The sequence below is a fragment of the Nocardia sp. NPDC050718 genome (assembly GCF_040654235.1).
Classification (GTDB): Bacteria; Actinomycetota; Actinomycetes; order Mycobacteriales; family Mycobacteriaceae; genus Nocardia.
Window position 1 is genome coordinate 573,116 of sequence record NZ_JBFAHQ010000005.1, and the last position, 23,642, is coordinate 596,757.

Annotated in this window: 21 protein-coding genes; 12 read left to right on the plus strand and 9 right to left on the minus strand. The window is 70.4% G+C overall.

The features are described 5' to 3' along the window. Positions 1 to 25: 25 nt before the first annotated feature. The 3 genes from AB0H54_RS25510 to AB0H54_RS25520 all read left to right on the plus strand — a co-directional run bounded on the left by AB0H54_RS25510 (position 26) and on the right by AB0H54_RS25520 (position 3,075). On the plus strand, positions 26 to 1,003 hold the full coding sequence (locus tag AB0H54_RS25510) for an ABC transporter substrate-binding protein (RefSeq protein ID WP_357348430.1): 978 nt from the start codon (positions 26 to 28) through the stop codon (positions 1,001 to 1,003). Next, positions 1,000 to 1,554, plus strand: coding sequence for a GNAT family N-acetyltransferase (locus AB0H54_RS25515; RefSeq protein ID WP_357348432.1), 555 nt, complete (start codon positions 1,000 to 1,002; stop codon positions 1,552 to 1,554). The genes AB0H54_RS25510 and AB0H54_RS25515 overlap by 4 nt, the downstream gene beginning before the upstream one ends. Before the next feature lie 96 nt (positions 1,555 to 1,650). Next, entirely contained in the window at positions 1,651 to 3,075 is a 1,425-nt protein-coding gene (locus tag AB0H54_RS25520) for an AIM24 family protein (protein ID WP_357348434.1), read from the plus strand. Here the strand turns inward: AB0H54_RS25520 and AB0H54_RS25525 are convergent. Continuing rightward, a complete protein-coding gene (locus AB0H54_RS25525; protein ID WP_357348435.1) occupies positions 3,051 to 4,334 on the minus strand; it encodes a hypothetical protein in 1,284 nt (427 codons plus the stop codon). The two genes, AB0H54_RS25520 and AB0H54_RS25525, sit on opposite strands and share 25 nt — an antisense overlap. 64 nt (positions 4,335 to 4,398) lie before the next feature. After that, complete coding sequence (locus AB0H54_RS25530; protein WP_357348437.1) at positions 4,399 to 5,700, minus strand: hypothetical protein; 1,302 nt, start codon at positions 5,698 to 5,700, stop codon at positions 4,399 to 4,401. 419 nt (positions 5,701 to 6,119) lie between these two features. On the opposite strand from AB0H54_RS25530, the gene AB0H54_RS25535 reads away from it, so the two are divergent. The 3 genes from AB0H54_RS25535 to AB0H54_RS25545 all read left to right on the plus strand — a co-directional run bounded on the left by AB0H54_RS25535 (position 6,120) and on the right by AB0H54_RS25545 (position 9,531). After that, positions 6,120 to 7,265, plus strand: coding sequence for an acyl-CoA dehydrogenase family protein (locus AB0H54_RS25535; RefSeq protein WP_357348439.1), 1,146 nt, complete (start codon positions 6,120 to 6,122; stop codon positions 7,263 to 7,265). A gap of 189 nt (positions 7,266 to 7,454) precedes the next feature. Next, positions 7,455 to 7,910: a DUF4254 domain-containing protein gene (locus tag AB0H54_RS25540; RefSeq protein WP_357348441.1), complete on the plus strand. Its 456-nt coding sequence runs from the start codon at positions 7,455 to 7,457 to the stop codon at positions 7,908 to 7,910. Between the two features lie 244 nt (positions 7,911 to 8,154). Next, positions 8,155 to 9,531, plus strand: coding sequence for a metallophosphoesterase (locus tag AB0H54_RS25545; protein WP_357348442.1), 1,377 nt, complete (start codon positions 8,155 to 8,157; stop codon positions 9,529 to 9,531). A gap of 1 nt (position 9,532) precedes the next feature. Here AB0H54_RS25545 and AB0H54_RS25550 read toward each other — a convergent pair whose 3' ends face one another. Next, complete coding sequence (locus AB0H54_RS25550; protein ID WP_357348444.1) at positions 9,533 to 10,045, minus strand: Rv3235 family protein; 513 nt, start codon at positions 10,043 to 10,045, stop codon at positions 9,533 to 9,535. An 84-nt stretch (positions 10,046 to 10,129) separates the two neighbouring features. Then, complete coding sequence (locus AB0H54_RS25555; protein WP_357348446.1) at positions 10,130 to 10,972, minus strand: DUF72 domain-containing protein; 843 nt, start codon at positions 10,970 to 10,972, stop codon at positions 10,130 to 10,132. Positions 10,973 to 11,077: 105 nt separating this feature from the next. On the opposite strand from AB0H54_RS25555, the gene AB0H54_RS25560 reads away from it, so the two are divergent. The 5 genes from AB0H54_RS25560 to AB0H54_RS25580 all read left to right on the plus strand — a co-directional run bounded on the left by AB0H54_RS25560 (position 11,078) and on the right by AB0H54_RS25580 (position 15,970). After that, complete coding sequence (locus tag AB0H54_RS25560) at positions 11,078 to 12,331, plus strand: MFS transporter (protein ID WP_357348448.1); 1,254 nt, start codon at positions 11,078 to 11,080, stop codon at positions 12,329 to 12,331. Further along, the gene (locus AB0H54_RS25565) at positions 12,328 to 12,522 is read left to right on the plus strand and encodes a hypothetical protein (RefSeq protein ID WP_357348450.1); all 195 of its coding nucleotides are present in this window, start codon (positions 12,328 to 12,330) and stop codon (positions 12,520 to 12,522) included. The genes AB0H54_RS25560 and AB0H54_RS25565 overlap by 4 nt, the downstream gene beginning before the upstream one ends. 78 nt (positions 12,523 to 12,600) lie before the next feature. Continuing rightward, positions 12,601 to 13,146, plus strand: a complete 546-nt coding sequence (locus AB0H54_RS25570; RefSeq protein WP_357348452.1) for a YceI family protein — start codon at positions 12,601 to 12,603, stop codon at positions 13,144 to 13,146. 26 nt (positions 13,147 to 13,172) lie between these two features. Then, positions 13,173 to 14,375 carry an Ig-like domain-containing protein gene (locus tag AB0H54_RS25575; protein ID WP_357348454.1) on the plus strand — a complete coding sequence of 401 codons (1,203 nt, stop codon included), beginning with the start codon at positions 13,173 to 13,175 and terminating at the stop codon, positions 14,373 to 14,375. Continuing rightward, complete coding sequence (locus AB0H54_RS25580) at positions 14,372 to 15,970, plus strand: LCP family protein (protein ID WP_357348455.1); 1,599 nt, start codon at positions 14,372 to 14,374, stop codon at positions 15,968 to 15,970. Before AB0H54_RS25575 ends, AB0H54_RS25580 begins: the two co-directional genes overlap by 4 nt. Before the next feature lie 38 nt (positions 15,971 to 16,008). On the opposite strand, the gene fadD32 is transcribed toward AB0H54_RS25580, so the two are convergent. Next, positions 16,009 to 17,889 (minus strand): long-chain-fatty-acid--AMP ligase FadD32, encoded by a 1,881-nt coding sequence (fadD32, locus tag AB0H54_RS25585; protein ID WP_357348497.1) that lies wholly within the window; start codon positions 17,887 to 17,889, stop codon positions 16,009 to 16,011. Positions 17,890 to 18,010: 121 nt separating this feature from the next. Then, positions 18,011 to 19,231, minus strand: coding sequence for a KasA/KasB family beta-ketoacyl-ACP synthase (locus AB0H54_RS25590; protein ID WP_355276591.1), 1,221 nt, complete (start codon positions 19,229 to 19,231; stop codon positions 18,011 to 18,013). 257 nt (positions 19,232 to 19,488) lie between these two features. Between AB0H54_RS25590 and AB0H54_RS25595 the strand changes: the two genes are divergently transcribed. Continuing rightward, positions 19,489 to 20,481 carry an acyl-ACP desaturase gene (locus tag AB0H54_RS25595; RefSeq protein ID WP_357348458.1) on the plus strand — a complete coding sequence of 331 codons (993 nt, stop codon included), beginning with the start codon at positions 19,489 to 19,491 and terminating at the stop codon, positions 20,479 to 20,481. 27 nt (positions 20,482 to 20,508) lie between these two features. On the opposite strand, the gene AB0H54_RS25600 is transcribed toward AB0H54_RS25595, so the two are convergent. From AB0H54_RS25600 to AB0H54_RS25610, 3 genes are all read right to left on the minus strand, one after another. After that, positions 20,509 to 21,789 carry a sensor domain-containing diguanylate cyclase gene (locus tag AB0H54_RS25600; protein WP_357348460.1) on the minus strand — a complete coding sequence of 427 codons (1,281 nt, stop codon included), beginning with the start codon at positions 21,787 to 21,789 and terminating at the stop codon, positions 20,509 to 20,511. 44 nt (positions 21,790 to 21,833) lie between these two features. Continuing rightward, positions 21,834 to 22,643 (minus strand): SAM-dependent methyltransferase, encoded by an 810-nt coding sequence (locus tag AB0H54_RS25605; RefSeq protein WP_357348462.1) that lies wholly within the window; start codon positions 22,641 to 22,643, stop codon positions 21,834 to 21,836. An 86-nt stretch (positions 22,644 to 22,729) separates the two neighbouring features. Next, positions 22,730 to 23,365 (minus strand): YdcF family protein, encoded by a 636-nt coding sequence (locus AB0H54_RS25610; RefSeq protein ID WP_357348464.1) that lies wholly within the window; start codon positions 23,363 to 23,365, stop codon positions 22,730 to 22,732. Positions 23,366 to 23,642: the final 277 nt, after the last annotated feature.

The following is a 23,642-nucleotide window of genomic DNA, read 5'->3' on the forward strand; positions in this document are numbered from 1 at the left end:
CTCCACGAAAGGAAAACCGATCACCGTGTTCTCAGGTGTCCGTCCGTCGCACCGTGCGACGCTGCCCATGCTCGCCCTGCTCACCAGTGCCGTCGTCGCCGGTTGCGGTACGCCCGCACCGGCCACCACCCCGGCCGCCGACGGCTTCCCGATGACGATCTCCAGCTGCGGCCGCGACGTCACCTTCGCCGCGCCGCCGCAACGCGTCGTCACCGTCGGGTCCATCGCCGCACCGCTGATCGCCGCGGCGGGCGCGGCCGACCGCATCGTCACCCGCACCTTCGAAGCCGCCGCCTTCCCCGGCGAATACGGCGAGCGGCTGCGGGGCATCGAGATCACCGCGCCCACCGCGGAACTCGCGCGCGAGGAGATCATCAGCCGCTCCCCCGACCTGGTGGTGAGCGTCGAGGGCCTCTCGGTGACCCCCGACGATCTCGCCCAGGTGAACATCCCGCTGATCGTGACCCGCGGCTACTGCCGTGACGCGGCGGGCACCTTCGAGGACGTGTTCGCCGATATCGCGCTCTACGGCAAGCTCTTCGGCACCGCGAGCGCCGCCGACGCCGAGGTCGCCGCGCTCCAGCGCCGCGTCGACGCCGTCACCCAGCGGCATCCGGCCGCCGCCACCCGCACCCCCGCCGCCGCGCTGATCATCTCCCGCGACGGCGCCCAGCTGAAGGCCTACGGCGCCAAGAGCACCGTCGATGCCCAGATGAAGATCCTCGGCCTGGAGAACATCTACGGCGGCATCGACAAGCGCAACTTCGAAGCCAATACCGAGACCCTGATCGCCCGCGATCCGGCGGTGATCATCCTGCTCACCCAGGGCGACCAGACACCCGACGCGGTCCGCACCGCACTGCGCCAGCGCCCCGAACTCGCCGGACTGCGCGCGATCCGGGAGAACCGGATCATCGTGGCGCCCTTCGGGTACACCGGGCCGGGACCGGTCGCGGTCGAGGGGCTGGAAGTGCTCGACCGGGAACTGGCGGCGGTCCGATGACCAGCGCGACCACCACCGGCTACCGCGTCCGGCCCGCCGGACCCGCCGATCTGGCGGGCGCGCGCAGCGTCATGCTGGACACCTTCTATCGCGTGTTCGGCATCGGCTACCTGCCCGAATACCACCAGGACGTCATCGATCCGGAGACCGCGTACCTGCGCGATCCCCGTCATCGGCTCTGGGTCGCCGAACACGACGGCGCGATCGTCGCGACGACGGCGATCCGGGCGCAGGGACCGGCGCACCCACCGCATCCGGCCGAGCTGGCCCTGGCCTATCCCGACGCGACCACCGCGCAGCTGTTCCGGGTCTACGTCCGACCCGAACACCACCGGCGCGGCCTGGCCACCCGGCTGGTCGAGGCGGCGGTCGAGCACGTGCGGGCCATACCGTCGTTCGAGCGGCTGTACCTGCACACCGACGCGCGGACGCCCGGCGCGTTGGAGTTCTGGCTCACCTTCGGCCGGGTCGTGCACGACGCGCGCGGCCCGCACGACGGCTTCCAGACCGTGCACCTGGAAATCCCGCTGGACCGGGAACAGCCGCGCTGACAGGGGCAGCTGGCGCGGCGGCGGCGCACACGGCACTATCGAGGCCGTGGAACGATTTCGAATCGGACAAACCACCCGGTCTTGGGTCGTGGTGTCGTGACCGCGCTGGCTCCCGGCGAGAACCGCCCCGCGCCCGGTGACGAGCTGACCGTCACCGTGGCGAGCTCGGCCCCGGTCGACGTCTCGGCGCTGTTGCTCAACAGCGCGGGCGTCGTGCGTTCGGACGCCGATTTCGTCTTCTTCAATCAGCCGACCGGACCGGGCGTCGTCTACCGGCACGGCAACGGCGGACCGGACGTGGTGCAGGTGCGGACCGCCGCGCTGCCCGCCGACGTGGACAAGGTGGTGGTGACCGCGAGCCTGGACGGCCGCGGTCCCGCCACCTTCGCCGCCGTCGGCGAGCTGACCACCACGATCGGATCATCCTCGGGCACACTGACTTTCCCGATCCCCCGGCTCACCACCGAGAGCGGTGTGGTGTGTGTCGAGATCTACCGGCGCGGTGACGCGTGGAAGGTCAGGGCGATCGGGCAGGGCTACGACGACGGGCTCGCCGGCATCGCCTCGGCGTTCGGCGTGAACCTCGACGACGAACCCGAACCACCCGCACCCGCCCCGCCGCCCGCTCCTCCCCAGAGCCCCCCACCCACCTATCCACAGAGCGCGCCGCCCGCCTACCCACCGAGCGCGCCGACCGTGGCCTTCCCGCCCGGCCAGGCCGCACCCGTCCCACCGCCGTATCCGGGAACTCCCGCCCAGCAGTCTCCGTTCCCTTCCCAGCAAGGAGCCCCGCCCGTGCACAGCGACCTGTTCGACCCCTCGCACGCCGAGGTCAACGGCCTCGGGATCCAGAAGCAGGGCGGCAAGATGATCAAGGTCGGCCTCAACGGCGAGGTCATGGCCAGGGCCGGCTCGATGGTGGCCTACCAGGGCGACCTGCAGTTCCAGGCGCTCGGTTCCGGCGGCATCGGCCGCGCCATCCGCCAGCACCTCACCGGTGAGGGCGTGCCGCTGATGAAGGTCACCGGCCGCGGCGACCTGTTCGTCGCCAACAGCGCCGCCGACGTGCACATCATCGACCTCGACGGCTCCGACGGCCTCACCATCAACGGCGCCAATGTGCTCGCCTTCGACTCGACCCTGCGCTACGACATCGGCCGCGTCCAGGGCGCGGCCGGCTACGCGTCCAACGCGGGCCTGTTCAACTGCGTGTTCACCGGCCGGGGCCGCATCGCCATCACCACCCACGGCACCCCGGTCGTCCTCACCGTCGACCAGGCCACCTTCGCCGACCCGAACGCCGCGGTCGCGTGGTCGTCGAGCCTGCAGACCGGGATCAAGCGCAACGACTCGTTCGGTCTGGGCAGGCTGATGGGCCGCAGCACGGGTGAGGCGAGCACGCTCGCGTTCACCGGGCGCGGCTTCGTCATCGTGCAGCCGTCGGAGCTGCCGCCGGGCGGCTTCGTCGGTGGTACCGGTGGTGGCCAGCAGGCGGGTCACTCGGGCGGCATCTTCGGCTGACCGCCGGGTCGGCCCGGGTCCGCGGCGGCGCGCAGCCGCCACCCGGCCAGCGCCGCGCAGCCGAGGATCACCACGGTGGCCGCGGCCAGCGGTAGCTCGGTGCGGGTGGTGACCGCGTAGGTGTCGGGCGTGTACGCCGTCCAGCCCGGCTCGAGGCCGGACTGCCAGGTGGCCCTGCTGTTCTCGAAGAGCCGGGCCACCACGGGCAGCACCGACATCCCGATGACCGTCAGCGGGGAGACCGGCAGACAGGCGCCGACCGCGAACCCGATCGCGGCGGGCAGGACGAACCGGAACGCCAGTTCGGCGACCGCCGAGCCGCCGACCAGCGCGGACACCAGGCCGCCCAGCGTCACCAGCGCGCACAGCCCGATCCCGGCGACCGGCACCCGCCACACCGTGCCGGCCAGCGCGCCCGCCGCCAGCACGCCGATCTGGATCGACAGCCCGATCCGGTCCGGCCCGACGCCGACCACGGGGTCGACGGCGATCGCGGCCGAGATCGCCAGGATCGTCAGCACGTAGACGGCCTCGGCCCGCGGCAGCCACCAGCTCACCGCGACCACGCCGGCGACCGCCACCACGGCGACGGTCACCGACGGATTGCCCGGCAGCACCCCCACCAGCCAGATCAGCGCGCCCGCGCCCAGCGGGACACCGGCGCCGACGGCCACCGCGCGCCCTGGCGACACCGGCTCGATCCGCTCGCGGCCCACCACGAAACCCGCCGCCAGCAACGCGATCAGGGCGGCAACCAGCAGCGGCCAGCTGTCGGGCAGGTCGGGCACGGTGCGGGTGCTCAGATAGTCGGCGTAGCGCCGCGACAGCTCGACGCTGTCATCGATGCGCGCCCCGTACAGCACCGCGATCATGGACCCGACGACGAACCAGGTCTGCCCGCCGGGCCGCAGCACCGCGGCCGCGATCAGCAGACCGGCCCCGATACTGCCGAGAACCCATTGCTCGGACCAGGTTCCGGCGGACTGTAGCGCCGCGATCGCCACGACCATCGCCAGCCCGGCCATCCCCGCGGCCACCGCGACGAGATACCGCGCCCGGAACCGGCCGAGCAGCACGACGACGCCCACCGCGACGACGGCCGCGATCACCGCCGCCGACGCGGGCCCCGACCCGAACCAGCTCGCCCGCCCGTCCCGGACGACGACGGCGAAGTTCGTCCGCGTGTGGCCGATGACGTATCCGCTGAGGTAGCCGCACAGCAGACCGACCGCCCCGATGACGAACGCACGCCCGTTCATTCGCAGCACGATAGCCGCCGACCGTGCTCGGCGAGCACGAATCAGCGGCGCGATGCGCCGGTGGTCAGGACCCCGCGCGCTCCTTGCGGGCCTGGCGGCGGGCCTCCCGCATCGCGTTGAGTTCCTGTTCCAGGCTCTCCGCGATACGGAACTGGCCGGTGTCGTAGACGTTGACCGGCTCGATCGCCTCGTAGCCGAAGTTGGCTTCGGCGAAGGCCTTTTCGACGCGCGCCTCGATATCGGAGATGGTGCTCTTGCGGGCCGCCGGCACCGAATCGGTGGACTTCACCGGCTCCGCGGGCTTGACCGCCTCGACCGGCTCGGGCGCCACGACGGGGGCCTGCGACACGGTCTTCTTGGCCGCGGCCTTGTCCGAGCCCGGCTTGCCGATGCCGAACCGCTTGCGCTTCTCGGTGGGCTTGCCGTTGCCGTTGGCGATCGGCTCGGTGGGCGCCCAGGCGGGTTCGCGGGTGATCGGCGCGGTGGCGGCGGCCTGGTCGGCGGCGAACGCCTCGGCGCGGGCCTGACCGGTCATCGGCGGCTGATAGGTGAGCCGCACACCCTCGCTGGACTGCCGGTTGAGCATGCCCTCGGCCGGGTCGGGCATGTCCCTGACCTGGCTGGTCGCCCGGGTGATGGCGAGGCCGTACCTGGCGCTGGCGGCGTCGTGGATGAGCAGCGCGACACCGATCATCACCGGCGCGACGGCGTGCACCGCGGCGTCGTACCAACGACCGTCGCGCACATACGGATAGGTGTTGAGGGTGACGGTGAGCCCGAGCAGCGCGATCTCGGCCAGGGCGACCTGGCGCCGGTTGTCGATGACGCCCCACTCGGCGACCTTGTTCGTGCCGACCATGATGATGATCAGACAGACGCTGATCATGGCCTCGAGCAGGTAACTGAACCAGTACAGCGGATCGCTGGGGCCGCCGGGGGCGATGTTGTGCTGCACGTTCACGGCCGACCACAACATGCCCGCGCCGACGACGCCCGCCAGCGCCTTGAGCGACCACGACCGATGCCGGTACAGCGAAGCCAGCTTCGCGTGCGGGCTCGATTCGCGCCGCTGGGCGGCCATCGCCTTCCTGGCGAGCAGCAGATCTCGCATGTCGGCCTTCTCGATCGCTTCGGTGGTGCTCCTGGCCCGGTCGGAGGCCTGCGCCATCGCTTGGGTGTGCTTCCAGCGCTGTTCGCGATCCTGTTCACGGATGCGTTCGGCGAGTTCCCGCTCCGCGCGCAGCTCGTCCTCGGACAGTGCGTCGGTCAGCGCGGGATCGAATTGGTAGGCGAGGCGCCCACGCGCCCGTTCCACTCGCTGGGCGAGCTGACTGACATCGTCCTCGACGGGAGACTCGATGGTCATGCCTGACCACCGCCCCGGCATCGCGAAGGCAGACGGGTGACCACACGTGTGAACGGCACACGCCATTAATAGTCCATACACCCTCCGGTGCGAAACCGATGCTCCGACACCGCTCCCCATTCCCGGCGCGCCGCGGGCGACACGCGCAGGCGATACCGGTCGGTAGCCCGACCCCGAAAGATAATCGCCGACTTCCGCGCGGACCACTGTTTTCGCACCTTCGGTGCCGATCCGTTGTCGAACAATGTTCGCGGACAACGCGAATCGGGCATGCGTTATACGCCGTCAAGGTACGGTTCCGATTCGGCCCCGCGCCGGAAAAAATTCATTATTGCCACTTCGCCAATAGTGGTCCACACTGTATCTGTAACCACTGGTCACCCCTGAGCCAGTGCTGTGCCGAGCCGTAAGGAGACTCGATGGCCGCGAACCGGTCCAGCTGGATGAACGACGACCTGGACGCCCTGCGCGACCTCGCCCGCGCCTTCATGGCCAAGGAACTCGTCCCCAACATCGACAAGTACCGTGAGCAGCACCACGTGGACCGGGACCTGTGGAACAAGGCCGGTGAAGTGGGCCTGCTGTGTCTGTCGATCCCGGAGGAGTACGGCGGCGGTGGCGGCACCTTCGCGCACGAGGCCGTCCTCATGGAGGAGCAGGCCCGCGCGGTGGACACCTCGTGGGGCGTCAGCCTGCACAACGGCATCGTCGCCCACTACCTGCTCGCCTACGGCACCGAGGAGCAGAAGCAGCAGTGGCTGCCGAAGATGGCCAGCGGTGAGGTCGTCGGCGCGATCGCCATGACCGAGCCCGGCACCGGCTCCGACCTGCAGAGCGTCAAGGCCAAGGCCATCCGCGACGGCGACGAGTACGTCATCAACGGGTCCAAGACCTTCATCACCAACGGCGCCCAGGCGGACCTGATCATCCTGGTCGCCAAGACCGACCCCACCCAGGGCGCCTCGGGCGTCTCGCTGGTGCTGGTCGAGGCCGATCGCCCCGGTTTCCGCCGCGGCCGCGTGCTCGACAAGATCGGCCAGAAGGGCCAGGACACCTCCGAGCTGTTCTTCGAGGACGTGCGCGTCCCGGTGACCAACCTGCTCGGCACCCAGGAGGGTCAGGGCTTCATCCAGCTGATGCAGCAGCTGCCCCAGGAGCGGCTGATCGTCGCCCACGGCGCGGTCGCGGGCATGGAAGTGGCGCTGGAGCACACCCTGCGCTACACCAAGGAGCGCGAAGCGTTCGGCCGCCCGGTGTTCGGCTTCCAGAACACCAAGTTCAAGCTGGCCGAGGTCGCCACCGAAGCCCGCATCGCGCGCGTGTTCATCGACGACTGCATCGAGAAGCACCTGCGCGGTGAACTCGACATCCCCACCGTCGCCATGGCCAAGTGGTGGACCACCGACAAGGCGATGCAGATCGCCGACACCTGCCTGCAGCTGTTCGGCGGCTACGGCTACATGAACGAGTACCCGATCGCGCGGATGTGGGTCGACAACCGCGTCCAGCTGATCTACGCGGGCACCAACGAGATCATGAAGGAAATCATCGCCAGGAGCCTGTAATACTCCTGCGCACAGCTGGTTTTCGCCGTTGAGCTGCCATTTCGTGACCTATCCGGACCTGCGGCGGAGACGAATGTCCTTCGGAAGCGGTGCAAACGGGGCGACGAGGACGGTGCGGCGACAGTGGACACGGACGGCGGTTCATCGGGTGCTCCCGGACAGGAACCGGTACTGCCGGACCGTGCGCACATGATGCAGGCGGTGTGCGGGTTCGCCGGCGACGGCGATCCCGTCCTGCTCGCCGCGCACGAACTGGCAGGCCTGCACGAACGCCGCGAACAGCTCGTCCCCGGCGACACCAGCGAGATCGACTGGGCGCGGGCACGTCTGGTCTGCGAGATCGACCGGTGGGTGGTCATCCGCTCCCCGAGGCCCGACACGACGGCGCCGATGCACACCGAGAGCATCGGCGCCGTCGTCGATCGGATGGCCCACTTCGCCGCGCTCACCTATCGCGCGCTGGCCTGCGGCGCGGAGTCCGAACTGCGCGCCGCGCAGCTGCGCCTGCACGAACTGGCCTGCGGCTACGACGATCTCATCGTCGAGGTGGCCAACGGCGCGCGCAGGTTGCCCGACGGCCCCGACGGCGACACACCGGAAAGCGGTGGCGCACAACCAAGCCGGAACCGCCCGCGCACCGAATAACAGTCGGTGCGCTGCCCGAGACCGGCCACGGAACCGGCGCACCACAGCTCCACGGCCGCGCCCGGGTTCACACCCACCCTCCCCCAGGTCCGGCGCGGCAGACGGGCCCCGTTCTTCGGGCGGCGGGGACCGTTCCAGCTCCGGCGATTTCGCCACGACCACGGTGGCTGACGGCCACATCGGCGTCCACGCGCGTTCAACCGGCACCCGTACCGTCCCCGGTAGACGGCGAACGGAGCTCGGCGTGGATCCTCGACTGCACACCGCATGGCTGGTCAACGCGGCTTCCGGCGCGGCGGCGGCCACCGTCCGCGCCCCGCTGGCCCGCCCGCGCGACGCCGTGCCGACGCGCGATCGCCTGGTCGCCACCGACCTCGAGGTCGTGACCGTCACCCACGACACGCTGATCCTCACCTGGACCACCCGGCGCCGCGACCGGTCCGGCATCCCGCGCCCGGCGGCCGCCGACACCGAGGTGCGGCTCGCCCCGGCCGACGGCACCGCGGCACCGGTGCCGGTCTTCGCCGATCCCCGCCGCACCGCGTACCACTACGCCGAGGTGCGCGGGCTCGAACCCGGTCGCCGCTATCGCTTCACCGCCCACTCCGACGGTGTCCGCGCCGTCGCGGGCCGCACCTGGGTGACCCGCAGGCCCGGCACACCGGAGGTCACCGGGGTCGTGCGGACCGCGCCACCTCCGCCAGGACGGCTGCTGCGGACCATCGCGCTCGCCAACGACCTGCACTGGGGCGAGGACCGCAGCGGCCTGATCGTCGCGGGCTTGCCACCCGGTCTGCGCCACGACGACGGCCACTACCCGGAGGTGATGGCCGACGCCCTGCTGCACGATCTGCGGCGGCCCGAACGCGCCGCCGACCACCTCGTCGTCGCGGGCGATCTCACCGACAGCGGCACCGCCGAGCAGTCCGCGGGCATCCGCGCCCGCCTCGACGCCTGGGGCCGCAACGGCCGTGACTACCTCGTGTGCCGGGGCAATCACGATGTCGCGCGCGGCCGGGAGGACCACTGGGGCTGGGTCTTCCACGCCCACCAGCGCCTCACCTGCCACGACCTCGGCGGGCTGCGGCTGATCGGGCTCGACACCACCCGCGGGCGCGGCGCGGGCGGCACGCTGCGCGCCCCGCAACTGGCCCACCTGCGGGAGATCCTGGCCGCCGCCCCCGACCAGCCGACGCTGATCTTCGGCCACCACCCGGTGACCCGCTATGCGGCACTGAGCAATCCGGGTGGCCCCGGCTTCGTCCTCGACCGCGCGAGCGCGCACGCCCTGCTGGCGATCTACCAGGCCGCGCCCGGAGTGTTCCTGCATCACAGCGGGCACACGCACCGGAACCGGATGAGCCGCCCCGATTCCGGCCGGGTCGAATTCCTCGAGGTCGCCGCGGCCAAGGAGTATCCGGGCGGCTACACCCTGCTGCGGATCTACGAGCACGGCTACACGGCGCACTTCCATCGCATCGCCGCGGCGGCCGCGCTGGCCTGGACCGACCGGACCCGCAGGCAGTACTTCGGCCTGCAACCCGACCACGCCCTCGGCACGCTCGCCGATCGCAATCACCGGGTGGCGCGCGACTTCTCGGGTGTCGGCGCGCGCCGCTGACTCAGAACAGCCGCAACGCCACCAATCGCCACCGGTCCCGGACCGATTCGATCCGCCCCGCGACGGCGAAGGTCCGGTCGCCGCGCTGATAGGAGGCGAAGATCTCGGCGCCACCGGGATCGGCGGCGGTCACCCGCACCCGCGTCAGCGCGGCGGCCCCGAGTTCCCGGCCGGGCACCAGGTCCTGGGCGAGCATCGTGCGCACCGCGGCCAGCACCAGCGGATCGCTGACCGACCGCAGCTGGTCGGCCTGCCTGCGCCGGTCGACCACCTCGAGCACGAGCCGCACCACCTGTTCGGCGAATCGCTCTGCCCCGGTGCCGGATTCGACTCGGCCACGCGTGCCCTGCACGCAGGACGCGCGCACCGCCCGCCGCACCCCGTACGGCGCCCCGCCCGAATGTCGGCGGCGCTGGACGGAAACACGATGCGGCACAACGACATCCACCCCCTGATCGGCGAGACCCGGCTCGCAATGCGGTGCCCGCGACAACGACAGTCGATCCGTAGACATCACTCGTCCCCTTCGAGTTTGCCCACCCACTCCCCAGTGCTGGCGCACAGCATGCCACGAGGGTCCGACAGGTGTGCGCGGAATTCAGAACAGGGTCATCGGCCCGTCGGGCGCCGGCGTCGGCTGGGGCGGCAGATCGGGCACGACGGCGCCGACCGCGTCGTGGAAGCGCCGGGCCAGTCCGCGCGCGGCGGCGTTGTCGGGGGTGTGCACGAACACCGTCGGCGACCGGCCCTCGCGCAGCCACTGCGCGACGGTCTCGACCCACGGCGCCCAGCCCGCGACGGTGCGGTCCTCGTCGGCGCGACCGTGGTAGCGCACGATCGGGTACTCCGTCAGCGCCCGCATCCGCCGGGGCACCCGGGGCTTCTTCGCCCGCGCCTCGTACTCCGACGGGTCGCCGGGCGGTCCGTCGAACAGCACCGTGGTGTCGAAGGGCACCCATTCGGCGCCGATCCGGCCCAGCACCCGTTCCAGCTGTACCGCCGCCCGCTCGTCGGTGAAGAACGCCGGATGCCGCACCTCCACCGCGCAGCGCAGGCCGCCGGGCAGCTCGCGCTGGAACCGGGCGAGCGCGCCCAGGTCGGTGGGCCCGAAGGACGCGGGCAGCTGGATCCACAGCGCGTGCACCCGCGCCGCCAGCGGGGCCATCACGTCGAGGAAGGCCCAGAGCTCGCCCTGTGCGTCGACGAGCCTGCGCTCGTGGGTGACGGCGCGCGGTGGCTTGAGCACGAACCGGAAATCGGGCGCCGTCTGGCGGACCCAGGACTCGACCGTCGCGGCCGAGGGGGTCGCGTAGAAGGTGGTGTTGCCCTCGACGGCGCCGCAGTACCCGGCGTAGGTCCGCAGCCGCTCCCCGGGTGCGAGCTGGCGCTGCTGCCACTGTGGGTGCTGCCACATCGCACATCCGACCCGCAGCTCACGCACAGGCCGACCGTAGTACAGCGATCGGCCGCGCCTAAAATGAGACCGGTTGCCACCATTCGCCCCCGTGCGCGTCCCCCGGTGCGCGCACGACGGAAAGGGCCTGTGATGGCGATTCTCACCAGTGAACGGCCCAGTGCTGTCGCGGGCCGGCGCACCCGCGCCTGGCTCGGCGTTTCCGCGGCGATGGTCGCGATCGCCTGGGGCGGCAACGAGTTCACACCGCTGCTGGTGATGTACAAGAGCCACGGCCTGCCGCTGACGGCGGTCGATCTGCTGCTGTTCTACTACGTCCTGGGCATCGTGCCCGCATTGCTCATCGGCGGTCCGCTGTCGGACCGGTTCGGCCGTCGCCCGCTGATGCTGCCCGCCCCGCTGATCGCGGCCGCCGGGTCGCTGCTGCTCGCGGTGGGCGCCGCCTCGGTGCCGCTGCTGGCGGCGGGCCGGATGCTGTGCGGCGTCGCGCTCGGCCTGGCGATGGCGGTCGGCGGCAGCTGGCTCAAGGAGCTGTCCCAGCCGCCGTACGCCGCGGCGGCCGCCGGAGTCGGCGCGCGCCGCTCGGCGATGAGCCTGACCGCGGGTTTCGCCCTCGGCGCCGGGGTGGCCGGGGTGCTGGCGCAGTGGGGTCCGCTGCCCGATTCCACCGCCTATCTCGTCAACGCGGCGCTGTGCGTCGCCACCTCGGTCTGGCTGGCCAGGTCACCGGAAACGGTGACGCGGCAGCGGAACCCGGGCAGATTGCGCGACGATCTGAAGATTCCCGCCGCGGGCCATCGCCGATTCCTGCGGGTCGCGGTGCCGATCGCGCTGTGGCTGTTCACCGCCAACGCGACCGCCTACGCGGTGCTCCCGACGCTCATGCTGCCGCGCGTGCAGGGCGCCCCGATCGCGTTCTCCGCGCTGGTCACCATGGTGACGCTGGGCTGCGGATTCACGATCCAGTCGGTCGCGCGCAAGATCGACCGGCCCGGTACCGCGCGAGCCGGTGTCGTCGCCCTGGTGCTGCTCACCGCGGGCATGGTGCTGGCGTCGTGGACCGCGGCCACCCTGAGCATCCCGGTGACCCTGCTGACGGCCGTCGTGCTCGGCAGCGGCTACGGCATCGGCCTGGTGGCCGGGCTCCAGCAGATCGAGCGCATCGCGGGCCCGGGCGACCTCGCCGGCCTGAACGCGGTCTTCTACTCGGTGAGCTACCTCGGCTTCGGCGTGCCCGCCGTCCTGTCGGCCCTGCACGGCGGCTTCGGTTTCGGCTACCCGGCCATGTACCTCGTCGTCGCGCTGATCGCCGCCGCCAGCCTGGCGCTGGTCGCCGCGAACTACCGCGAGCCACGGGCGGCCGGGGGCGAGACGGTCGAGCCGTGAGCGCCGACCCGATCGAGACCCTGCGGCGCTGGGCCGATTCCGGCGCGATCTGGCGGGTGGTGGCCCGGCGCGCCGACACGGTGACCATCGGCCTGTTCGAGTGCACGGGCGGTCAGGAGGTCGACCGGTTCACCTCCGCCGACCCGGCCTTGCTGCGCTTCCTCGGCGATCGCAACAGCAGCGAGAACTGACGCGGGGTTACGCTGGGTGCCGTCATCGCTTCACGTCACGACGGCCGTCCCGGCCGGTCCGCTCAGTGAGGAGAGATCATGTCGGCACCAACCAAGGGACTGTCCGCGGGCACCTGGGTCATCGACCCGAGCCACTCGGCCCTGGAATTCGCCGTGCGCCATCTGATGGTGAGCAAGGTACGCGGCCGGTTCACGATCTTCTCCGGCACGCTCGTCATCCGCCCCGACGGTTCGGCCGACGCCGACGTCGAGATCCAGGTCGATTCGGTCACCACCGACAATCCACAGCGCGACGACCACCTGGCCACCGCCGACTTCTTCGACGTGTCCCACTACCCGCTCGCCACCTTCACGGCCACCGGGTTCCGGCCCACCGGCACCGAATTCGACGTCACCGGCGATTTCACGATCCGTGGCACCACCCGCCCGGTCACCCTGGCCGTGGAGTTCCTCGGCGCGGGCCCCGGGATGACCGACGCGCCGGTCGCCGGTTTCACCGCGACCACCACCATCAACCGCCGTGATTTCGGGATCACCACCGAGATGCCCATGGCCAACGGCGGCGCCGTGATCGGCGACAAGATCACCATTTCGCTCGATGTCGAGGTCGGCCTCCAGGGCTGACTCGGACACGGGCACAGGAGGGGCGAATGTCAGGACGTCGATGGCGGGCCGGGCTCGCCGCGGGGCTCGCGCTGCTCCTCGCGGCCTGTGGCTCCACCGATTCGGGAACCCGGTCCACCGCCCCACCCGACCCGGTCATCACCGTCGCGCCCGCGGCGGGCGCGACCGACGTCGACCCGCTGGCGCCGGTCCGGGTCAGCACCAGCGACGGCAAGCTGACCTCGGTCACCATGACCAACGAGCAGGGCCGCGCCGTCGAGGGCATCTTCACCCCCGATCAGACGGCCTGGAAGCCGGCCGAACCGCTCGGCTACGGCCACACCTACACCGTCGGCGCCGAAGCGCTCACCGTGCTGGGCACCGTGGGACCGATCACCTCCTCGTTCTCGACCCTCGCGCCGAACAACCAGACGAAGGTGTACTTCCGCACCACCGGCGGCGCCGCGCTCGACCCCGCGGACAGCTACGGCGTCGGCACCGTCGTCGTCGCGCACTTCGACGAGGACGTCCCCGACCGGGCGACCGCGCAACAGCAACTCAGCGTCACCACCGACCCGCCGGTCACCGGCTCCTGGTACTGGCTCGACAACCGCAACGCGCACTGGCGCCCGCAGAACTACTACGCGCCCGGCACCAAGGTCACCCTGGCCGCCGACATCTACGGCAAGGACCTCGGCGGCGGCCTCTACGGCCAGGAGGACACCAGGACCAGCTTCACCATCGGCCCCTCGCACGTCTCGATCGTCGACGACAACGACAAGCAGGTGCGGGTGTACGAGAACGGCACCCTCATCCGCACCATGCCCACCTCGATGGGCCGGGGCGGCAGCGAGGTCATCGGGGGCAAGACCATCACCTTCTGGACCCAGCCGGGCACCTACACCGTCATGGACAAGGCCAACCCGGTGATCATGGACTCCTCCACCTACGGCCTGCCGGTGAACTCCCGGCTCGGCTACAAGGAGACCATCGGCTGGGCGACCAGGATCAGCACCGACGGCATCTACCTGCATCAGCTCGACGACACCGTCTGGGCGCAGGGCAATACCAACGTCTCGCACGGCTGCCTCAATCTCAGCGGCGAGAACGCGAAATGGTTCTACGACTTCGCCCAGCCCGGCGACGTGGTGGAGATCCGCAACACCGGCGGCGCGCCGCTCGAGGTGTGGCAGAACGGCGACTGGAGCGTTCCGTGGGAACAGTGGCAGGCAGGTAGCGCACTGCGGTGAACCGAACACACGACACCCCGGCGCCCCCACCGCGCCGGGACACACCCGGATATGGACCACAGCGCGTCGGCCGACCGGCTCGCCACGCCGAACACCGCGACCGCCGCGGCGGTTTCCGGCGCGCGGCGCTGATCATGGCCAGGATGCTCGGCGCGACGACCGCGCTGGCCGTGCTCACCGGCACCGGCCTGGCCTGGTCGGCCAAGCAGGACTTCGATTCCGGCTTCACCCACTCCACCGCGCTCGGCGAGGACGCGCCGCGCTCGGGCGGTGGTGCCGTCAACATCCTGCTCATCGGCCTGGACACCCGCAAGGATCTCGACGGCAACGACCTGCCCAAGGAGATCCTCGACCAGCTGCACGCCGGCGACGGCACCGAGGGCGGCTACAACGCGAACTCGCTGATCCTGCTGCACATCCCGGCCGACCTGAGCAAGATCGTCGCGTTCTCCATCCCGCGCGACGACTACGTCCCGGTCTCCGGCATCCCCGGCTATTCGCAGATCAAGATCAAGGAGGCCTACGGCCTGAAGAAGGCCGCGGTGCAGGCGAAGCTGATCGAGCAGGGCGAGAAGGACCCGGTGGTGCTCGAGCGGCGCGGCCGGGAGGCGGGCCGCGCGTCGATCGTGTCGACCGTGCGCAATCTGGTCGGGGTGCCGATCGATCGGTTCGCCGAGATCTCGCTGGCCGGGTTCTACGACCTGGCGACCGCGGTCGGCGGCGTCGACGTGTGCCTGAACAACGCGGTCGACGACAGCGCGTACTCCGGCGCGGTGTTCCCGGCGGGCCGTCAGCACCTGAACGGCTCCGACGCGCTGGCCTTCGTCCGGCAACGCCACGGTCTGCGCAACGGCGACCTGGATCGCACGCACCGCCAGCAGGCGTTCCTCACCTCGGTGGCCAAGTCGCTCAAGGATTCCGGCACGCTCACCAATCTGAGCAGGCTCACGCAGCTGATGGACGTGGCGCACAAGGACGTGGTGCTCTCCGACGGCTGGAACCTGTTCGACTTCGCCCGCGAGCTGGGCGCCGCGGGGTCGCTGCCGGTGGAGTTCCGCACGCTGCCGGTCGTGCGCTACGACGTGATCGACGGCCAGGACGTCAATATCGTCGACCCGACCGCGATCAAACGGGAGGTGCGGGCGGCGTTCGGGCAGGAGGTGGCGGCGACCACCACCCCGGCGCGGACGCCGACCAGTGTCGTCGACGTGCACAATATCGGCGGGGTGGCCGGTCAGGCCGCGACGCTGTCGGCCGCGCTGACCGCCCGTGGCTACCGGGCGGGCGAGATCGGCAACGGAACCACCGGGGACGGTCCCACCTCGGCCCTCACCTACGGCCCCGGCGCGGCCGAGGACGCCAGGGCACTCGCCGAAACCCTCGGCGGGCTACCGGTTTCCGCGTCAGCCACCGTCGAGGAAGGCCATGTCCGCGTGGTCGTCGGCGCCGATTTCACCCTGCCGACCGAGATCGCACCGACCACGACGACAACCACCACGACGACGACCACGCCCGGCAACTCGACGATGCCGCTGCCCGACGCGGGAAAGCCGGTGACCACGACCATCGGCAGCACCATCCCCTGCGTCAACTGATCGCGGTTCGGCCACCGGAACCCGGTGGCCGAACCGGCTCACTCCTCCGGCGCGTCCGGGTAGGCGTCCTGGCGGTGCCCGCCGCGCAGCGTGCCGTCCAGATAGGCCGCCTTGCAGGCCCGCCGGGCGATCTTGCCGCTCGACGTGCGCGGGATCGACCCCGCGGGCACCAGCAGCAGATCGCGGACCGTCACCCCGTGCCTGCGCGCGATCGCCGCCCGCACCGTGTCCACGATCGGCGCCGGATCGAGTTTCGCCGCGCCGGTACCGCGTTCGGCGACGACGACGAGCGCCTCGGCCATCTCGTCGGTGATCCCGCCCGCCTCGAGCACGGCCGCGGGCAGCTGCCCCGCCTGCACCGAGAACGCCGCGACGAACCCCGGCCGCAGCGCGGTGCTCGACTCCTGCGCCGAGTACTCGAGATCCTGCGGATAGTGATTGCGGCCGTCGACGATCACCAGGTCCTTCACCCGGCCGGTGATGAACAGCTCGCCGTCGTGGTACGCGCCGAAGTCGCCGGTGCGCATCCACCGCGCGTCGTCGGGCGCGCCCTCGGCCCGGCTGCCGACGGGATTGCGGGCGAGCACCCGGTTGTGGAAGGTCTCCACCGTCTCCCCCGGCCTGCCCCAGTACCCGATGCCCATGTTGTCGCCGTGCAGCCAGATCTCCCCGACCTCGCCCTCGCGACGCTCGATGCCGGTCTCCGGGTCGACGATCACCGCCCACTGCGACCGGGCGACATACCCGCACGACACCTGCGCGACCGCGTCGTCGGCGTGCTCGTCGACCTCCACCATCCGGCCCGCGTTGAGCTGCCCGCGATCGACGTAGACCACCCTGGCCTCGTCGTCGCGCTTGGTCGCCGACACGAACAGCGTCGCCTCGGCCATTCCGTAGCACGGCTTGATCGCGGTCTTGGACAGCCCGTACGGCGCGAACGCCTCGTTGAACTTGCGCATCGAGGCCACCGACACCGGCTCGCTGCCGTTGATCAGGCCGATCACGTTGGACAGATCCAGCGACTCGTCACCCTTGGGCAGGCCACGCACCGCCGCGTGCTCGAACGCGAAGTTCGGTGCCGCCGAGTAGATCTCGGCGCCGTCGGCCTGGGCCGCCAGCTCCTTGATCCAGCGCGACGGCCTGCGCACGAACGCGCTAGGCGACATGATGGTGATGAACTTGCCGCCGATGGTCGGCAGGATCACCGTCAGCAGTCCCATGTCGTGGAACAGCGGCAGCCAGGTGACCCCGCGCGCGTTCTCGGTGATGCCGATGGCGTCGATCATCTGCAGCAGATTGGTGCCGACGGCGCGGTGGGTGATCTCCACGCCCGCGGGTACCCGGGTCGAGCCCGAGGTGTACTGCAGGTAGGCCACGCTGTCGATATTGATGTCGGGCCTGCGCCAACGCGTGCCGACCGTGTCCGGAATCGCCTCGACCGCGATGATTCTCGGCCGTTGCGCGGCGGGCTGCTCACGGAAGAAGTTGCGCACTCCCGCCGCCGCGCTCGCGACGGTCAGCACCGCGGCCGGCTCGCAGTCGCCGAGCACCGCGTGCAGCCGGTCGCTGTGGCCCTGCTCCTCCGGATCGAACAGCGGCACCGCCACATTCCCCGCGTACACCGCCGCGAACAGCGCGACGACGTAGTCCAGGCCCTGCGGTGCCAGCACCGCCACCCGGTCGCCGGGCTCGGTCACCTGCTGCAACCGCGCGGCCACCGCGCGCAGCCGGACGCCGAATTCACGCCAGGTCAGCTCCTGGTATTCCCCCTCCCGCTCCCGCGAATAGTCGATGAAGCGGTAGGCCAGATCGTCCCCGTTGGCCTCGCTGTGTTTGTCGACGAAGTCGATCAGGGTCTGGTCACCGGGAATCCGGATATTGCCCAGTTCGTCCACATAGTCGTCGAAAGTCTCGCCGATCATTCCCTATCCTTTTCAACGCACAATGCCTCGCCGAGAGGCTGAACTCGTGCAATGACGCCGAACAAAGAAGAACTCACAGGCGCCCGGCACAGTACCGGGCGCCCGCGCGTGGCAACCGTCAATACCGCCCGAAGGCGATGGCGACGTTGTGCCCGCCGAACCCGAAGGAGTTGTTCACCGCGTAGTCGATGCGGCCGCGCCTGGCCTCGCCGGAGACCACGTCCAGATCGATCTCGGGGTCCTGGTTGTCCAGGTTCAGGGTGGGCGGGACGATGCCGTCGCGCACGCTGAGCACGGTCAGCACCGCCTCGAGCGCGCCGACCGCGCCGATCGAGTGGCCCAGCGCCGACTTGGGCGCGTACACCGACGCGTGCGAGCCGATCGCCTTGCCGATCGCGTTGGCCTCGGCGGTGTCGCCGATGGGCGTCGCGGTCGCGTGCGCGTTGATGTGGGTGACGTCGGTGCGGCTGATCCCGCCGGTCTGCATGGCCCGCGTCATCGCGCGCGCCGCGCCTGTGCCCTCGGGGTCCGGTGCGACGAGGTGGAATCCGTCGGAGGTGACGCCGGCACCGAGCAGCCGCGCGTGGATGGTCGCGCCGCGGGCCTTGGCGTGCTCCTCGGTCTCGATCACCATCATCGCGCCCGCCTCGCCGAAGACGAACCCGTCGCGGTCCTTGTCGAACGGCCGCGAGGCCGCCTTGGGATCGCCGTTGCGGGTGCTCATCGCGCGCATCTGGGTGAAGGCCGCGATCGGCACCGCCTGGATCGACCCCTCGACGCCGCCGGTGACCACCATGTCGGCGTCGCCCATCACGATCATCCGCCACGCGTTGGCGATCGCCTCCGAGCCCGACGAGCAGGCCGACACCGGCGTGGAAACACCGGCGCGCGCACCCAATTCGATGCCGACGCAGGCGGCCGGGCCGTTGGGCATGATGGCGCCCACGGTCAGCGGCGACACCTTGCGATAGCCGCCGTTGCCGAGCTTGTCCCGCGCGTAGATCAGGGATTCCGCGCCGCCGAGCCCGGTCCCGACCGAGACGCCGAGCCGGTCGCGATCCACCTCGGGACTGCCCGCGTTGCGCCACACCTCGCGGCCGAGGACCACGGCCATCTGCTCGACATAGGACAGCCTGCGCGCCTCCTCGCGGGTGAGCGAGGCGGCCGGGGAGACCTTCAGGTGGCCACCGATCCGCACCGGCAATTCGAAATCATCGATGAAGGAGTCCTCCAGGACGTCGATCCCGCTTTCGCCGTTGAGCAGACCCTTCCAGGTCGAGTCGACGTCGCCCGCGATCGACGTGGTCGCCGCCAGGCTCGTGACCACGATGTCCGTCATATTTTTCGCTCACTCTCTCTAGCTATGCCACGACTGATCGGGAACCGCTGATGGAGCTGAACTGGTGGAGCGTATATGCAGGCGCCGCGACGCGCCCAAATTCAGAAACAGGCGCTGCCGCACCGTGTCGTTCGGAGGCGCGATCCGCCGGGTCTATTGTCGGTGGGTCGCATTCGACCCAGAGCACCCGGCGACGACGGGCAACACTACCGGACCAGCGCAACTCTTGCTTTTCACTTCATGGAAAGGGCACGAGCGTGGCCAGGAACCTCACCCAACTGGAACTGCTCATCGAACTCGAACCGGTCGCCGCGAGCAACGTCGACCGGCACCTGTCGACGGCGAAGGACTGGCACCCCCACGACTACGTGCCGTGGGACGAGGGCCGCAACTTCGCCGCCATGGGCGGAATCGATTGGGACCAGGAACAATCCCAGCTCTCCGACGTCGCCAAGGCGGCGATGATCACCAACCTGCTCACCGAGGACAACCTCCCGTCCTACCACCGGGAGATCGCCGAGAACTTCTCCAAGGACGGCGCCTGGGGTACCTGGGTGGGCCGCTGGACCGCCGAGGAGAATCGGCACGGCATCGCCATCCGCGACTACCTGGTGGTGACCCGTGGCGTCGATCCGGTGGCGCTCGAGCAGGCTCGGATGATCCACATGACCAACGGCTATTCGGCGATGGCCGTCGTCGACGCCAAGGCAGGCGATACCGACATCAGGGCCGGATCCGTGGCGGGCCTGCTGTATTCGGTCGCCTACGTGACCTTCCAGGAACTCGCCACCCGGGTCAGCCACCGCAACACCGGCCGCGTGTGCGACGACCCGATCGCCGACCGGCTGCTCGCCCGCATCGCGACCGACGAGAACCTGCACATGATCTTCTACCGCAATCTCTGCGAGGCCGCGCTCGACCTGGCGCCCGATCAGGCCATCGAGGCGATCAGCATCATCGTGCGTGGCTTCCAGATGCCCGGCGCGGGCATGCCCGGCTGGCGCCGCAACGGCGTCCTGATGGCCAAGCACGGCATCTACGATCTGCGCCAGCACCTGGAGGAGGTCCTGCTCCCGGTGCTGCGCAAGTGGAACGTCTTCGAACGCACCGATTTCGGCGCGCGCGGGGAGCAGGCGCGCGAGGAGCTCGCCGCCTTCCTGGACCGGCTGCGCGAGGATGTCGTGCGCTTCGAGGAACAGCGCGACCGCTCACTCGCGCGGGCGGCGAACCGCGAGCGCCAGCTCACCTGAGCGGCGCGCGGCGATCCGGCCCGGCCGCTACCGGGCCGGATCGCGGCGGGTGTCGTGCTTGTGCCGGTACATCGCGGCGTCGGCCGCGTGCACCAATTCGTCCACCGTGCCCGGTAGTTCGTCGAAGTACGCGGCGCCGATGCTCACCCCGACCGCGAGCATGTGCCCGTCCACCTCGAGCGGCGTGGTCAGCACCGACATCAGATCGTCGGCCAGCGCCGACAGCTGCGCTGACCCGGAGCACTCCTCCACCAGCACCAGGAACTCGTCACCGCCGATCCGGGCGGCCATCGCGTCCAGCGGCCGGACGGTGTCGCGCATCCGGTCGGCGACCACGCGCAGCACCCGGTCCCCGACCGTGTGCCCCCACAGGTCGTTGATCTCCTTGAAGCCGTCCAGGTCCAGATAGCAGACCCCGATCGGGGGTTCGGCGTCGGCGAGCCGGTTGAACAGGTGCGGCCGGTTGGGCAGGCCGGTCAGCGCGTCGTGGTTCGCGTCGTGCCACAGCCGGTCGGCGAGTTGCTTGCGCTCGGTGACGTCGACCGCGACGCCGATCAGGAAGCGGATGTTGCCGTCGGCGTCGCGCACCGCCGACATCGACAGGTCGATCACGGTGATCTCGCCGTCGTCGTGCAGGTGCTCGGTCTCGGTGCGGAAGCTCTCGGATTCGCCGCTGACCATGCGCTGCAGTTCGACGAAGGCCTCGTTGAGATTCTGCGGGCCGAGGATGTCGGCGACCGTCCGGCCCGGCATCGTCTCCGGGGTGTGGCCGAGCATCTCGGCCATGGTGGCGTTGCAGTTCACCACCCGCCCGGTCATGTCGACCGTGCCGATGCCGACCAGGGCACCGTCGAATACGGCCTCGAAACGCGCTTCCGAGAGTGCCCGCCTGCTCTCGGATTCGCTCGCCGCCGCGAGCACCGCCGCCAGCGTCGCCTCCTGCTCGGCCAGGGCGGCGGCCCGTAGCGCCGCGGTGAAGCCCGCGGCGAAATCGGCGGCGAGGCCGATCGCGCGCTCCCTGATCTCGGGCAGGAGCGGATCGTCCGGTCCGTCGGCGGCGATCTCGACCAGGTCCCCGCAGATCACCCGGACCGAACGGCTGACCGCCGCCGGATCACGGTAGTTGGCGGCGACCAGCATCCGCGCCGTCCGCCGCGCGACATCGGGGTCCTCACCGCCGCGCGCCGCCTCCAGCAGCCCGGTGCACAGCGCCGCGAGCATCTCCTCGATCTGGGAGCGATTGAGGGTGGGAGCCACGACGCCGTCGAGGGCATCGGCCCACCGCTGCGCCAGCTCCCACGACCCCACTACTCGTCCACCCTGTCATCTCCGAGCACCGCCGGATCGACGGCTCAGTCTCTCCGCGCGACTCCGGCCAACCCGAGCGATCGCCCCGGCTTCTCGTGCTGATCCCGCTCGGACTCCGGCCGCCACAACGGCAGCTCGACAACCCCGGGGGAAACCATGCCCCAACCCTCGAACAACTCCACGATCGCGTCCCTGGACCGGAATTGGATGCCGACCCTGGTCTCTGTCGCGGAGTGCTCACCCAGCTTACCGGCATCCTCCGGCCGCAGCGCCGAGGTGAGATGTGAAATGGCTATGAAACTGCCCGGGGCGACCGCCTCCCGCAGCGCGGCCACCTTGCCGACCGGATCGTCGGCGTCCTGCACCAGGTGCAGCACCGCGATCAGCAGCAGCCCGACCGGCTCGTCGAAGTCGATCAGGCCCGTCTCCCCGACCTTGGCGATCAGGTCCTCGGGCTTGCGCAGGTCGGCCTCGATCGCGCCGGCCCGCGCCCGGCCCGCCAGAATCGTCCGGGAGTGGACGACGGCGACCGGATCGATGTCGACATAGAGCACCCGCGCCTCGGGGTCGATCTCGTGCACGATCTCGTGGACATTGCCCGCGGTCGGAATGCCCGATCCGATGTCGAGGAACTGCCGGATCCCGGCGTCGAGCATGAACCGCACCGCCCGGCGCAGGAAGGCGCGATTGCTCAGCGCGAGCCGGGGCAGATCGGGCACGAGCTCGGTCGCCTTCTCCGCCGCCATCCGGTCGACGGCGAAATTGTGCGAGCCGCCGAGCAGCGCGTCATACATGCGCGCTGGGCTCGGTTGCTGCATATCCACGCCGTCCGGTGCCCACGCAGGCCTGTCCATCACATACCCCTGTTCGCTCGCGGCGACATCACATCCCGCGACAACGCCAGACGCATCGTAGTGCCCGCCACCGACTCAGGCGTGCCCTATCGCTCGTTTCCGGCACCGAACGGTTGCGCCCAGAGCGGAGCGACATCCGGCGTCATGGTCGCGACCACCGGAATGCCCGCGGCCATGAAATTGTCCAGCGCCCGGCGCATGTGGTCGGCGGAGGTGATGAGCACGGCCTTGTGGATGCCGAGAGCCTCCATCAGCTTCGCGGAGAACTCCGCGTTCTGCACGGTCGAACCGGCCTGGGTCTCGGCATAGATCCGGTGCCTGGCGACGCCGCGGATATTGAGCCAGTCCGCCATCACCTGCGCCTCGGTGATCCCGTTGCGCGGGTTGCCGCCGGTGACGATCACCGGGGAGGAGGGCGACATGAAGGCCTGGACCAGGGCGGCGTGCAGCCGGTTGCCCAGCTCGGCCCGCATGGTGCCGTCGGGTTGCAGACCGTAGCCGAGCACCACGATCGCGGTCTCGGGTCCGTAGGTGTCGGGCAGGTCGATACCGGCAACGCCGGCAATCGAATTCGCCGCGCCGGCGACACCGTCGGCGATGTCTGCCAACGGGTCGGGCGCGGGCGCGGCGAGCGCAGGCGCGGCGGTGGCCAGCGCGCCGATCAGCGCGGCGGGCAGCACGAGGGCGGCCGCCCCGCGCCGCAGAGACTTGTGAGCGAACAACCAATCCATGGTGACCTCCCGAAGCAACGTCGCACCATGGTGACGGACCGGACCGGTCCGCACAGACGTTTCTGAAATATTCACAGTTCGGATTGCAATCCCCCGATTCTGGGGGCACGCGGGAGCCCGGACTGCTAGCGAGAGCGGTTGTCCCACAACGCAAAAAGGCCCTCCAGCAATGCTGGAGGGCCTTTCGCAATGATGTTCCGGCGGTGTCCTACTCTCCCACACCCTGTCGAGTGCAGTACCATCGGCGCAGGTGGCCTTAGCTTCCGGG